Source organism: Bartonella tribocorum (assembly GCF_002777915.1).
GTDB classification, from domain to species: Bacteria; Pseudomonadota; Alphaproteobacteria; order Rhizobiales; family Rhizobiaceae; genus Bartonella; species Bartonella tribocorum_A.
On sequence record NZ_NJGE01000019.1, the window covers coordinates 1 to 14,958 of the forward strand.

Sequence of the window (14,958 nt, forward strand, 5' to 3'; positions counted from 1 at the left end):
ATAATTAAGTGATAAAATATAAATATATTATTGTTTTTATTATAATTTTTCTTTAAAATTATATATAATTAATAAATTTTCTAATATAAAAATATTAGATTGTTGTATTTTTATTACACATAATGTTTTTTATTTTTATATAATATATTAAAATAGTATTTTTTTAATTTACATAAAATACAACAATATTTTATTCAAATATTATAACAAAATAGTTTTTCTTTATTATAGATTGAGAAGAAATAGCTAAGCGAGTAAAAATTAGCGTAAGCACAAGCTTAGACCTTTGATTAAAAAAAACTAAACGAGGTGAGATGAGAGATGATATTAATGAATGCGCCAACTTTAATCTATAAAGAAGCCATTACACATTTCAATGATTTTATGGCCATTCGTTTCTACAGAATTGTGGAATAACTACAGTTTAAGTTCATTATCTTTCTTCCACGATCATGACTTTTGGATATTAGTACAGCTCGACGCTTTTAAGATAAAATAGAAAAACAGATAATGAATATACACATTCTCTCTCTACCTAAGACAAGATAAAATAATAAAAATGTAAACCATAAAAATCTCAACAACACCGAATAAAATTATTTTGTCGAAAATATTTGTAATGCCTAGCATTATATTTCTTCAGTTTATAAAAATGAAATCCACCATAGCCGTAAAATTTTTATCGTATATTTTTTAGATGAATATGCAAAATTCGTGGATATCGAATGATATCCATATTTTCATCGTAGAAACGCTATCAATCACAAAGTTTAACTTAAATGCGCATTTTGAAGAGAAAAAAACTTACGCAACTTTGATACGCATAGATTTTTTTTGATCTATAAACAATCGGTAGTTTATATGCCCAATCAAAAATTCATTTTTTATGATCTTATATTGCCTCAAACGCTTTTGTTATGCATCAATACGAGCGATGCAATAATAAATCAAAATAGAACTTACCTATAAATTTTAAATAAAAATTTAGAATGAATCACCTATGCTATTAATGCATTGTTAAATGCAAAAGCAATAACAACACTGCGAAATAAGCCCCATTATAAATACTAATATTGCTACAGCATTGATTCTTTCTTCTTTATATAATTTTTAAAAAATTTGGTAAGAAAATATAAATGATATACAAAAGAGGTTTCAATATTTTCAATCTCTACATCAGAAATCATATTGTTTTATCACTGTTAATCAAAAACATATGATCGTTATCAGTTTATTTTACAATATCTAATTAAAGCATTATTTTTGTTTATGGGAAAAGAAGCTGCCTGAATTTATTTTTCTCTTTATTTCTTGAGCCAAAATTAAAAACATAATTTTATTAATAACATATCTCATCAGCTCTATAGAAAGAGCATTAAATAAAATCATAAATAATTAATAAAAATTTAATATACATAAAACAAGTAAAATATTATTTTATAAATGATATAGTATTAAGTAAATTTAAATTGATAAAATATAATAATAAACAATCCTATAACATATAATATCCCCATAAATATAAAATATAGCTTTACAAATGATAATAACTTTTTCTTAGTTTCTGTTTTACTGAAACCTTTAGATTCATAGTACAATATAAATAAATATATGATGGTAATAACAATAAGTATTGAATGCAATGCTTTTATAATAAATTTAAAAAAATCCATCCACATCAATAATATCCACCATAACAATTAGAAATTAAAATGCTAAAATAATATCAATAAATACAATTTATTTTTAACGAATAAATTTATCATTTTAATTATTTTAAAGTTAATATTATAATAATATATTTATATATACTACTTTAATAAGTAAAAAATATAAAAATATAATATAAAATAAATAATAATGACAATTAATCCTAATTTAATAGACTGAAACCAAGTAGGAAAGTTTAATTTATAAAAATATATACTCAAAAGTACAAAAATATTTGTTGCAAACAATGCATTTTTAATAAAAAAAATGATATCATCCATAAATAAATTCCATTTAAAACATCAAAACGCATTGCTAATTATAAATAATATACTACAGAAACATAAAAGTATTACTTTTTATATAAAAATTAACAAAACAAAATAATAAAAAGAATACTATAAAAAATGAAATAACGGTTATTGATGATTTTTTTACAATATTATTTTTACTATTCACTTTAGATCCATAATATAATTTAAATAAAGATATAAATATATTTATATAACATAACGATAAAAACAACTCAGTAATAATATTAATATTATTTAAAATATCCATAACACTTAAAATTTCTGAATTAAAATATAGAGAATTATAAATAACATATCATTGAAAACCATCCTAGAAATATTTGTAGACATGTTTTTTATTAACATATCTACAAAATTATTATGATTCCAGAGATATATTTCAGATATGCTATAAATTATCGTACATAATTACAAAAATGATGCACAGATCTAACGACTCCCCCTATTAAAGCGCCATTTATTTTACACCCGCCATACCTAGTGCCATACCCGCTGTAGCCCCTAAGATTACCGCGCAGCTGCACCCTCTGTTGCAACTGTTGCACCCGCTCCTACTAACCCTCCAAGTATAGCACCCCCAGTTGCCCTAACAGGCGCCACTATCGCTGCTCCTATTTGTCCTATCGTTTTTATTTTATCCCAATAACCTGCAGAACTACATGAAACACCTGAATCATATGACGAGCTTAAACTCCCCTTTTACTTCTCCTCTTAATTAAAAATAATGTATCACATTAATAAAATTAAAGTGATTATCACGTATTTTAGAGCAATATCAAATATAATTTTAACTTAAATTAAAATAAAAACACTATATAAACAATAAATACATTATGTTTGTATTATATTTATACAAAATGTATTTTTTAATTGAATAATAATACTGTTAAAATACAGCACATTAATCTCTCTTTCTCTTACAAAAAATCATAAAGTCAAATGAGTCATTCACAAGAAAAACGAGTATCCTTCTCTTTATTTATAAAAAACACTAGAAATATATTTATAACGTTATTGAACTTATTTCTATCATTTTACAGCGATTTAACTTAGTAAATCCTTTTATTTTCAAGCAATGAATAACTGAATTTTATCTGCTCAGCAGGCTGAAAATCTCTCTGTGATCATATTTGTCTTGATGATCACTATCATGATGTTTAGCAGAGCCCTTTGCTTTCGATCTGACGACTTAGAAGTCAATTTTCTTATTGTTTAAGCAAGAATTCACCCACATAATAATATATTAATGCACGAACAAAATCTGCCCGAGTAACCACATTCTACCCATGAAAAAATTACTCCTCTTTAACAATTTTTAGTACTATAACCGCAACAAAAACAAATCCAGCTCATATTATGAAGTAATCTTGACACCATCTTATCATTGGGTTTTGTCATCAAGCTGCCATCTAAACTCAAACCCAAATTGATCTAAAACCAAGCAATTCAACTCTCTGATTTCTTTTATAATTTCTTTGCTCATAGCTATGGAAACACAGTTGATCTTACGCATCAATATATCTAACAAAAAGCCTCATGTGCAAATTTCATATGCCTTATATCGCCGGCATAAATAACGATAAGTTATGGCACAATAGAATTATTCACTCAATTTTTTATTTTTATAATCAGGCTAACATTCATCTCATCCCCCTAATCCATTAAATTGACGAATTGTTTTCTTATAGCTTATGAAAGTCATGGCAATAAAAAGAAAAGCACTCAACAGAAAATATCCAATATTCCATTCGCCTTTACCAAGCAACAGGGACACAGGTAAAGAAGCAGAAAAAGCCATGGGAAGCATAAACAAAAGCCATTTTACGATGTTTGAAGGATAAATTCCTATTGGTATAAATGAAAGCTCATAAATCATTTCATGAAAATATTCGACAGGCATCTTACGACTGGTAACAAATGTTACAAAATTAAACATCATGAAAAAACAAATATTGACGATAAAAACACAAAATATTGCAACAATAAAAGAAATCCATCTAAGCTTAAGATCAGACATATCCGGTAATGATACAAATAAATAGGCACTAATATAAAGAATAAATAGCTTTATCAGATTAAGTGGTTTACACCAACCAAACAACATCAACACCCAAATTGAAACAGGCTTTATCAAGTAGGGTTCAATTTTACCATCCGCTACTTTTTCAAAAAACGTTTCAATAGAATGAGTGAAAATATTCAAAAATATCCCAAGTAAAACAAACACAACAAAAATAAGATGAATCTCATCTCTGCTATAGTTACCAATTCTTCCTGAAAAAGAAGATATTCTATCAATAAATATGAATTGAATAAAATAATAACACAGAGAAAGAATAAACTCCCCAATCAAATTCTTACCGTAAACAATTTGTCTGCCGATATTCAGGCTGATAAAATGAAGGATAATTTTCATCTTAGCCACCTGCTCCATTATAGGCTTTCATTCCTTTATTCCAAGCAATATGAATTAAGAATAAAAGACACAAAATATAAGCAAAACTTCCGAAAATAAACTGCTGAAACAACGCTAAATTTTGTGTCGAGAAAAATTCGGCAGGAGCTGATATCATAAAACGATAAGGATTAAATTGCATGAGCGGAATAAGCCATACCGGCCAAAAAGATGGTGGTAAAAGAACACCCCCAAGAAGCGCCGAACTGAGAATACTGAATGAAAGTAATATATTGTACTCAATCACCCAAAAACTTAATAAGGCAATTCCGAAAGAAAGTAAAAAACAAAGCAATTGTGATAAAATAACAACCAGAAAAAAGGACAGAAAAGTGATGACCAATCCCCAAATATTTTCATAGGATAAAACAAGTTTTACAACAAAAAGAGCTAACAACGGGATACTATATAATACACTCTCACCCAAAAAAGTAAAAAGCATTTGTGTCGTATATTTGAATGGCTTTGTGAGATATACTTCTAATTGACCTTCCTTAACGTGATGAGAAAAAAACTTAATCACATTATAACCGTTATTTAAGCGTCCTAAGACTAAAGCAAATGCGTAATAATACATCATATCATGAAAGCTAAAGCCATTTATGCTGTTGCCCATATCAGAAAACAGTGCATTCCATAATAGAAGTTGAATAATAAATGGCAAAAGTGTTCCAATGACTATATCCGTAAAGAACATGGCTCTATCACTTAGAACGGTGAGTAATCCATTCCTTGCATAGAAAAACATGCCAAAACAATGATTAAGTAAATTCTTTAAATTTAACACGAAGCATCTCTTCAAGTGAGGGAGTAGACACAGAGAACGTACCGTTGAATTGAGTTGTCATTTCCCGTATGAAATGTGAATAATCTCCACGGGACAACGAAATTTCCATTGAACATTCTTCATTGTTCAATTTTTTATCTTTTAAAGGCGCAGACAATTTTAACGAAAGCTCATCCATTCTCTTTACAACAGCAGAAAGCGCTTGCAAATGTTCACAAAAAAATGTCACGCGCACCAAAGAAGGAAGCATATTTTTAAAGGCATTAAGATCACCGTAAAATTGTTTCGTTCCTTTATGCAATAGAAGAATATCATCAACGTAGCCATCAATATCCCCCATATCATGACTTGTGATGATGTATCCCATACCTCGCTCTTTTTTGAGTTTTGTAAGCAGTTCCCTGATTTCATGCTTAGAAGTAATATCAAGACCAATGCTAGGCTCATCTAAAAACAACAATTTAGGTCTGAACGATAAATTAAAAGCCAATTCACTTTTGACTCTCTCACCCAAACTCAGCATCCGCACTGGCTTATCCATGATAGGCTCAATCCTTAGCAACCCCGTAATTTCTTTAAGATCACGGATAAAAGAGGTTCGTTCAAGACCATATAATGATTGAACCATATCCAAACTGTGGCGTAGTGGTAAATCCCACCATAAACAACTCTTATGACCAAAGACCACACCCAACTGTCTAAACAGATCTTTCTTAGTTTTATAGGGATTAAATCCTAAGACTTTAACACTTCCCATATCAACGGTTTGTATACCAGAAAGTATTTTAATCAATGTCGATTTACCTGCCCCATTCGCCCCAAGGATAGCAAGAGATTTTCCTGAAAACAGAGTAAAACTGATATCTTTCAGCACATGATAATGCGTATACACTGGCTTTAAAAAAGAACGCACTCTGTTTTTGAAAGAAGTCCCTCTGTCTATGTTGCGATATATTTTTGATACATTGTTAAGATCAATCAATAATGATCCCATCAGTCGCTCCTCATTTCAACTTAGCCCCTCTTGGAACGTTCCCACAATCTCTAAATACCTGTTTTCGTTCACTGGTAAAAAACAAACATGCTTCCCCCTCTCCTTAAAGCAATAAAATGCACCTGACACTTTAATTTTCAATTTTTAGTATGACATATTTCTTCAATGTGATGAGTTTACTTCAATGAAGTATTAAACTACTAAAAACTTGTTTCTTCTGTTGTGAAAGATAATCTTTCGAATAAATTCAGATAAACTAAGTACAGAAACATAATTTGAAATTGAAAGGAGCGCTTTGCAAATAAACTCCCATTGTTTAAACAAAAATAAAAACAATAAGTTTATAATAAGTATATCAAACCACAATGATAACAGAACAAACTTCCTTGGAAATAAGAATTTGTTGAGAAGCTACGCTCTCTGAAAATTCCTATAAAATGCCTCACTTATCTCCCATGAAAAATTAAAAATTGCCTTTACACTTTCAGTAAATGCTCTTCAAATCTCATCTCATTCATCTTCCTCAATAGACGCACCTCCCCAATATAGAATCCCGCAGATAACTCAAAGGAATATCTTCATAAGCTTAGAATATTGAAAACGCACCATATCCAAAAATAACAATGCAATCAACATGAATAAAAAAACTGTAGAAAGAAAACTTATGATATGTGAAAATTCATCACTCAAAAACACACCCCTCTTATAGGGATTAACGATCAAAAGCTTTCTTCAAAGGATGCCCTATTCATCTCATCAAATGTATAGACAAAATTTTTACCAATCAAAAAGAACAAATGAAGTTCCTTTACTCTGTTTCAGCATCACACTCATTAAAAGACAAAAGATTAAAACTTTGGACCATATGGGGTGGTAAAGGTGCAACAATATCTAATATTCCTCCTGAAGGGTGAGGAATACGAATACGACGTGCATGAAGGTGAAGGCGGTTTTGAATTCCTCCTGGTAATGTCCAATTGCTATCAGAAAAAAAATACTTTGCATCGCCGATGATAGGATGATCCATATGGGCAGCATGCACACGAAGCTGATGTGTTCTCCCCGTATAAGGTTCCATTTCAAGCCACGAAAGAGCCCGCCCTCGCGTATCTAAAACGCGATAGTAAGAAACCGCATGATGCGAATCTGGCTCTCCATGGTCACAAACACGCATTTTGTCACCTTGTGCAGTCATCTCCTTAACCATCCACGTTGAGATTTTATCCTGCTTTTTTTTAGGTACGCCCCGAACCAAAGCCCAATAAGTCTTTTTTGTTTCCCGCTCTCTAAAAGCAGCTGTTAAAGCCTGAGCAGCTCCCCTTGACCGTGCAACAATAAGCACACCCGATGTCTCACGATCAAGACGATGAACCAAACGCGGCTTTTCACCTTTTTTATTGCGCCATATCTCAAGCATACTGTCTATATGACGTGTTAAACCAGAGCCTCCTTGCACAGCGAGACCTGCTGGTTTGTTAAAAACAAAGACCTTTGGATCTTCATAAAGCAGCATTTTTTTCAAAATGGCCCCATCATCCTGCCCACGAAGTGTTTTATCCGTTATTGGAAGACGTATCGTATCATCAAGAGGAAGAGGTGGAACACGAACAGACTGCCCCATACAAAGACGCATATCGGCTTTAACACGCCCACCATCAACCCGTATCTGACCAGAACGCAACAATTTTTGCAAAGCTCCAAACCCAAGTCCTGGATAATGCACTTTAAACCAACGGTCTAAACGCATTCCATTCTCGTCTGCCTCAACCTTTTTTATTTCTACGCCTGCCATGAAAGTTCCCTTACCTGATAATTTTCCCTACCCAATATCTTTTTTCCTGATAATTTTATTGATCTATTTTTTCACCCTTATAAACATAAAAATTCACATTCTCGTTGGCTTTATCACACCATATTACAATGAGTATCCAAAATTGCCTTTTCTTAACGTTCAAATTTTATTAGCTAGAAATTCAAATGTTATAAAAATCAACAACCTTTACGCTTAACAGCGAATGGAGGTCATGAACAGTGTCCTTATTCAAAACCTATGCACGTGTTCTCACTTACCTAAACAGAGAGAAAAATGCATCCCTTTTAATCTGTACTGCCAATGTTATCTTAGCCATTATTACCATTGCAGAACCTATTTTATTTGGACACGTTATTGATTCCATTGCAGAAAAATCAGGAATTCTCCCTACCCTTGCCATTTGGGTTTGTTTTGGTCTTTCCCATATTATCGCTTATGTCCTTGTTGCTCGTGGTGCAGACCGCTTAGCCCATAGACGTCGTTTAACGGTTTTAACAGAATCTTTTGAACGTATCATTGCCATGCCTTTAATTTGGCATCAACAACGCGGAACTTCTAATGCACTCCATACACTTTTGCGCGCAATAGACTCCATGTCAACCATATGGCTTGATTTTATGCGCCAACATCTCTCAACGCTTGTTGCCTTATTGGTTCTCATCCCTATAGCCTTTAATATGAATTGGCGTCTTTCAATAGTCTTGGTCGTGCTGGCCGTCATCTATGTCTTAATTGCACGCTTAGTGATGCGAAAAACACAAGACGGACAAGCGGCTGTAGAATGCTATCATCATGACCTTTTTAAACATGTCAGTGATTCAATCTCTAATGTTTCTGTTGTACAAAGTTATAACCGAATAAAAGAAGAAACGTCCATACTGCATCAACATACAAATGCTCTACTTAAAGCACAAAATCCTGTTCTCAATTGGTGGGCACTAGCCAGTGGCTTAAATCGAATGGCGTCAACAGTTTCAATCGTTTGTGTTCTTCTCCTTGGAGCTTTTTTTGTTGCAAAAGGTCAATTAAGAGTAGGTGAAGTCGTTGCATTCGTCGGATTTGCACAACTCATGATTGGCCGTCTAGACCAAATGAGCAATTTTATTCATTGTGCGATATCCTCACAAGCAAAACTGCAAGAATTTTTTGAAATGGAAGACTCAACCTTTCCTATCAACGAACCACAAAATCTCCCTTCCCTACAAAATGTTAAGGGCACCATAAAATTTCATCACGTTACCTATAAATTCCCAAATTCTTCTCAAGGTGTTTTTGATATTTCTTTTGAGGTTAAAGCAGGACAAACGGTTGCGATTGTAGGGCCAACAGGGGCTGGAAAGACAACATTAATCAATCTGTTGCAGCGCGTATATGACCCTACCTTTGGGCATATCTCCATTGATGAAACAAATATACGCTCAATCAATCGCGAATCTTTACGCCAATCTCTAGCAACAGTTTTTCAAGATGCGGGTCTTTTCAACCGTAGTATTCGTGACAATATCTCAATAGGAAAAGAAAATGCAACAAATGAAGAACTTTATAAAGCAGCAAAAATAGCAGAAGCTCACGATTTTATTCTAAAAAAAGCTGATTATTATAACACAATGGTGGGCGAACGAGGATCTCAATTATCAGGTGGAGAAAAACAACGCTTAGCAATTGCACGCGCAGTTTTAAAAAATGCCCCCATTCTCATTCTAGATGAAGCAACAAGTGCTCTTGATGTTGAAACAGAAGCACGTGTCAAAGAGGCTCTTGATTGCATAAGCCATAACCGCACCACTTTTATTATAGCACATCGCCTTTCAACAGTCCGTAATGCTGATGTGATCCTCTTTCTGGAAAATGGCTCCTTAATTGAAAAAGGAAAATTTCAAGAATTAATTGATAAAGAGGGCCGTTTTTCTAAATTTTTAAAAGCAAGCGGTTTAACACTCACACCACCAGAAAGAGAAGGAGAAAATGAAAACGTCATCCCCTTACATGAAGCTATAGCATCATAAAATAATACGCTTCACAAATCTCATGCAAAAAAATATCTCAATGCAAAATATTGTAAAAATGCTTTGTTCGTACAAACGAAAAAAATTTTAAGAATGCCCTCATCTATTTTTAATGCGGCAATAAATAGCACATAAAAAACTTGAGTTAATATAAATCTTTAGCTTTATTCAGTATTTAATTGATTGATATCATTAATATACATTTTAAACTTGCAATAAAAACCTGTTTTCCTACACATAGTCCACAAAAAAAAATCAATAAAACAACTCTCAAAAATGAACCTCTTATGAAGAGTGAGCAATAATTCAAGTAATTTGAAAGCAAAAAAACGGTAGGCTTATAACTTCATAAACTTAAGAGACTGCTATACAATAAATCTTCCTTTATAGCCTCTTTACAATTCCTATTATGAAATAAAATAGACATGTTTATTTTTAAATCAGTATAATAGAAACTATTCTTCATGAAAGATATGATCTGTCTACTTCATAAACAAAAGCAATGAAACATCACACAATCTCGCTAACGAACACGATTTTTTATCTTTACGATTGTATCTCTCTCAAGGATTCTATCTCTGCATTTCAGCAACATACCAAACAGATATTTGTGATTCCTAGACGCCAATCCAACATAAAAATGTAAAAAATACCGATAAGGAAAGTTTTTACTTTTTAAATTTTTTCCAAAAAATCTTTTAATGCGGCAAATGCTTCATCAGCCTTTTCTCCCTCAGGACCACCAGCCTGCGCCATATCAGAACGGCCACCTCCACCTTGACCACCAAGCACAGCTGAAAGAATACGAACGAGATCAACAGCATTCAACTTACCCGTTAAATCATCGGTAACGCCAACAACAGCACTCCCTTTTCCATCTTCCGAAACACTAATAAAAGCAACCACTCCAGATCCAATTTTCCTTTTCCCAGCATCAACGAGTGCCTTAAGATCACGTGGTAAAATATTTTTGACAATACGCCCCATAAAAGCAAGTCCATTGATAATAGTAATATCACCTTGACCACTTTCTGTTGTTTCCCCACTCAACACCATTTTCTTGCGTACATCATTCAATTCTTTTTCAAGTTTACGACGCTCATCAAGCAAAACCCTCACCCGTTCTTCTAAATCAGAAGAAGAGGTTTTTAAAAGATCAGCAATTTCACGGATACGTATATCTTGGTGACAAAGATAAAGACGCGCAGCTGCACCTGTTAAAGCTTCAATACGTCGCACTCCAGCTGAAACAGAACTTTCAGAAACAATATGAATCAAACCAATATCGCCTGTTCTTTCCACATGTGTTCCTCCACAAAGCTCAATTGACCAATGCTTTTTTGATCCGCCCTGTTCAAGTGGTGCCCCCATAGAAACAACACGAACTTCATCCCCATATTTTTCCCCAAAGAGTGCCATTGCTCCTTCAGAAATTGCCTCATCGACAGCCATAATGCGCGTTGTCACTTTACTATTTTGCAAAACAATCTCATTGGTTAAATCTTCTATTTTTTTCAATTCTTCCAAAGAAACAGATTTTGGATGCGAAAAATCAAAACGCAACCGATCTGGGGATACAAGAGAGCCCTTTTGAGTCACATGAGATCCCAATACTTGGCGTAAAGCCTCGTGTAACAAATGAGTAGCAGAATGGTTCGCACGAATTTTTTTACGACGAACAACATCAACAGTTAATTGCACACAATCAGAGATCTTAGCATGACCAGACTTAACTTCTCCAAGATGAATAAAAACCCCATCAGCCTTCTTCTGAGTATCACGCACCTCAAAAATAAAATTTTCACCAGAAATGATACCACTATCACCTATTTGCCCACCAGACTCACCATAAAAAGGTGTTTGATTGACAACAAGAATAGCTTTCTGCCCTGCAGAAACCTCGTCAACAATTTTACCATCATACACAAGCGCTGTGAGGATACCTTCAGCTTTTTCTGTTTCATAACCTAAAAATTCTGTAGCTCCTACCTGATCACGAACAGAAAACCAAATTGTCTCTGTCACTGCTTCACCTGAACCAGACCAATGAGCACGGGCTTCCTCTTTCTGGCGTTCCATCGCTTTATCAAAAGCATCAACGTCAACAGATATTCCACGACGCCGAAGCACATCCTGGGTCAAATCCAGTGGAAAACCATAGGTATCATAAAGCTTGAAAGCAACTTCACCATTTAAATGATCCCCTTCCTTAAGCTCAGCACTTTCTTCATTTAACAAACCCAGTCCTCGTTCAAGCGTTTTACGAAAACGTATTTCTTCTAATTTTAAAGTTTCCGAAATCAAAGATTCAGCCCGCACCAATTCAGGATAGGCTTGCCCCATTTCGCGGATGAGAGCAGGCAAAAGCTGCCACATCAAAGGCTCTTTAGCACCAAGAAGATGCGCATGACGCATAGCACGACGCATAATGCGACGTAAAACATATCCCCTTCCCTCATTGGAAGGAAGAACACCATCCGCAATCAAAAATGCAGATGAACGAAGATGATCAGCAATAACACGATGGCTGGCAATAAAATCACCTGTTGCCTTAATCCCTGTAATTTCTTCTGATGCTCCAATTAATACACGAAAAAGGTCAATGTCATAATTATCATGAACGCCCTGTAAAACAGCAGCAATACGCTCTAACCCCATACCGGTATCGATAGAAGGATGAGGCAAATCAACACGCTCTTCCTTAGAAAGCTGCTCATACTGCATAAAAACAAGGTTCCAAATCTCAATAAAGCGATCACCATCTTCTTCCGTACTTCCGGGAGGACCACCCCAAATTTCATCACCATGATCATAAAAAATCTCCGAACAAGGACCACAAGGACCTGTATCACCCATTGCCCAAAAATTATCAGCTGTCGCAATACGAACAATTTTTTCATCTGGAAGACCTGAGATTTTACGCCACAATTCAGCAGCAACATCATCACTCTGATAAACGGTTACCAACAATTTATCTTTTGGGAGGCAAAATTCCTTTGTTAAAAGATTCCATGATAAAAAAATGGCTTCTTCTTTGAAATAATCGCCGAAAGAAAAATTACCCAGCATTTCAAAAAATGTATGATGGCGCGCCGTATAACCAACATTATCAAGATCATTATGTTTTCCACCCGCACGAACACATTTTTGTGCCGTTGTCGCCTTTTCATAAGGAGGTTGTTCAAGTCCAGTAAAAACATTTTTAAACTGCACCATCCCTGCATTTGTAAACATAAGTGTAGGATCATTACGCGGAACAAGTGGACTAGAAGAAAGAACTTGATGCCCATTACGATGAAAATAATCCAAAAATGTTGACCGGATATTATTAACACTATTCATATATACACCTGCAGAATACCGCATAAAACCATAAAAGAAAAATCCCCCGCATTAAATATTCTCTTTGCCACGCACGGAGTCAATTTAATCAAATAATGGACTATTTGTTCAAAAAAATTGAGAAAAAATGGCTGTATATTAAAAAAACTCAAACAAATAAAAACAGAAAAAATTATAGACGAAAAAACGTTCTATCAAATAGCTTCATCACTTTCTATATTCTCTGATCCTGCATTTTCTAATAATTCAATCGCAATCAAACCAGCATTTTGGCGCAAAGCCGTTTCAATTTCTGCCGCTATTTCTGCATGTTCGCGTAAAAACTGCTTCGCATTTTCACGTCCCTGCCCTAAACGTTGAGAATTATAAGAAAACCACGAACCAGATTTTTCCACGATCCCCACTTTGACCCCCAAATCAATCAATTCACCTAGCTTGGAAATACCTTCTCCATAAATAATATCAAACTCAACCTGTTTGAAAGGAGGAGCCAACTTATTCTTCACAACTTTAACACGGGTCTGATTGCCAACAATCATATCCCGATCTTTAATAGACCCAATACGGCGAATATCCAAACGAACAGAAGCATAAAACTTTAAAGCATTTCCCCCTGTTGTTGTTTCAGGTGAACCAAACATCACACCAATTTTCATGCGAATTTGATTAATAAAAATCACCATACAGTTAGATCGAAAAATAGAAGCCGTGAGTTTTCGCAAAGCTTTGCTCATCAATCGCGCTTGTAATCCTGGTAAAGCATCGCCCATTTCACCATCAATTTCTGCTCGCGGTGTTAAAGCTGCAACAGAATCCACCACAAGCACATCAACGGCACCAGAACGAACCAACGTCTCTGTAATTTCCAATGCCTGTTCACCGGTATCTGGTTGAGAAATGAACAAATTCTCTAAATCAACCCCAAGCTTACGCGCATAAATAGGATCAAGCGCATGTTCAGCATCAATAAAAGCACAAATTCCTCCCCCTTTCTGTGCTTCTGCAATAGCATGCAGAGCCAATGTTGTCTTCCCAGAACTTTCTGGTCCATAGATCTCTACAATACGCCCTTTCGGTAGCCCACCAATCCCCAAAGCAATATCCAAGGATAATGACCCTGTTGGAACTGTTTCAATTTCAACAACTTGCTCTTTTTGCCCAAGACGCATAATCGAGCCTTTACCAAAAGAACGTTCAATTTGTGAGAGAGCAGCATCGAGAGCTTTTGTTTTATCCACGATTATATCCTTGACCGATTCATAATAATCTAACACTTAAAGTTTATACTGTACTTTTAATTTAACTAAAGCCTTGAGTTTAGGTTTTCAAAGGCTATTTCCATCTCTATCCCCATATTATCTCTGTAACATATCATGACCATCAAAATAAAGAATTGGCACTCCTTATTTTATGACACAACATAGATTTCAAATAAAATAATACTTCTATCGGAGAGCAAGTTAACACATTTATCTCTCTCTAGAAAAGCAACATTTGAAATTTCAACACAATGTTTAACCTTTCTCCTTCCCCCTTT

At 34.1% G+C, this 14,958-nt stretch carries 7 protein-coding genes; 1 reads left to right on the forward strand and 6 read right to left on the reverse strand.

The window, feature by feature from the left end; all coding sequences use genetic code 11:
• Window positions 1-3,669: 3,669 nt before the first annotated feature.
• From CER18_RS07440 to CER18_RS07455, 4 genes are all read right to left on the reverse strand, one after another.
• Window positions 3,670-4,458 (reverse strand): ABC-2 family transporter protein, encoded by a 789-nt coding sequence (locus CER18_RS07440; RefSeq protein WP_100129401.1) that lies wholly within the window; start codon window positions 4,456-4,458, stop codon window positions 3,670-3,672.
• Window positions 4,442-5,227: an ABC-2 family transporter protein gene (locus CER18_RS07445; RefSeq protein WP_180299405.1), complete on the reverse strand. Its 786-nt coding sequence runs from the start codon at window positions 5,225-5,227 to the stop codon at window positions 4,442-4,444. The genes CER18_RS07440 and CER18_RS07445 overlap by 17 nt, the downstream gene beginning before the upstream one ends.
• A gap of 13 nt (window positions 5,228-5,240) precedes the next feature.
• Window positions 5,241-6,260, reverse strand: a complete 1,020-nt coding sequence (locus CER18_RS07450; RefSeq protein WP_100129402.1) for an ATP-binding cassette domain-containing protein — start codon at window positions 6,258-6,260, stop codon at window positions 5,241-5,243.
• A gap of 808 nt (window positions 6,261-7,068) precedes the next feature.
• Window positions 7,069-8,052 (reverse strand): RluA family pseudouridine synthase, encoded by a 984-nt coding sequence (locus tag CER18_RS07455; RefSeq protein ID WP_100129403.1) that lies wholly within the window; start codon window positions 8,050-8,052, stop codon window positions 7,069-7,071.
• Between the two features lie 239 nt (window positions 8,053-8,291).
• On the opposite strand from CER18_RS07455, the gene CER18_RS07460 reads away from it, so the two are divergent.
• The gene (locus CER18_RS07460; RefSeq protein ID WP_100129404.1) at window positions 8,292-10,079 is read left to right on the forward strand and encodes a glucan ABC transporter ATP-binding protein/ permease; all 1,788 of its coding nucleotides are present in this window, start codon (window positions 8,292-8,294) and stop codon (window positions 10,077-10,079) included.
• A 675-nt stretch (window positions 10,080-10,754) separates the two neighbouring features.
• Here the strand turns inward: CER18_RS07460 and alaS are convergent.
• Both alaS and recA read right to left on the reverse strand, forming a co-directional pair.
• Window positions 10,755-13,421 carry an alanine--tRNA ligase gene (gene alaS, locus CER18_RS07465; RefSeq protein ID WP_100129426.1) on the reverse strand — a complete coding sequence of 889 codons (2,667 nt, stop codon included), beginning with the start codon at window positions 13,419-13,421 and terminating at the stop codon, window positions 10,755-10,757.
• Window positions 13,422-13,615: 194 nt separating this feature from the next.
• Window positions 13,616-14,659 carry a recombinase RecA gene (gene recA / locus CER18_RS07470; RefSeq protein ID WP_100129405.1) on the reverse strand — a complete coding sequence of 348 codons (1,044 nt, stop codon included), beginning with the start codon at window positions 14,657-14,659 and terminating at the stop codon, window positions 13,616-13,618.
• Window positions 14,660-14,958 lie beyond the last annotated feature (299 nt).

Bases quoted from the DNA above. Each gene is read 5' to 3' on its own strand.
- CER18_RS07440 (WP_100129401.1), bottom strand. From the start codon at position 4,458: ATGGAGCAGGTGGCTAAGATGAAAATTATCCTTCATTTTATCAGCCTG.
- CER18_RS07445 (WP_180299405.1), bottom strand. From the start codon at position 5,227: ATGTTTTTCTATGCAAGGAATGGATTACTCACCGTTCTAAGTGATAGA.
- CER18_RS07450 (WP_100129402.1), bottom strand. From the start codon at position 6,260: ATGGGATCATTATTGATTGATCTTAACAATGTATCAAAAATATATCGC.
- CER18_RS07455 (WP_100129403.1), bottom strand. From the start codon at position 8,052: ATGGCAGGCGTAGAAATAAAAAAGGTTGAGGCAGACGAGAATGGAATG.
- alaS (WP_100129426.1), bottom strand. From the start codon at position 13,421: ATGAATAGTGTTAATAATATCCGGTCAACATTTTTGGATTATTTTCAT.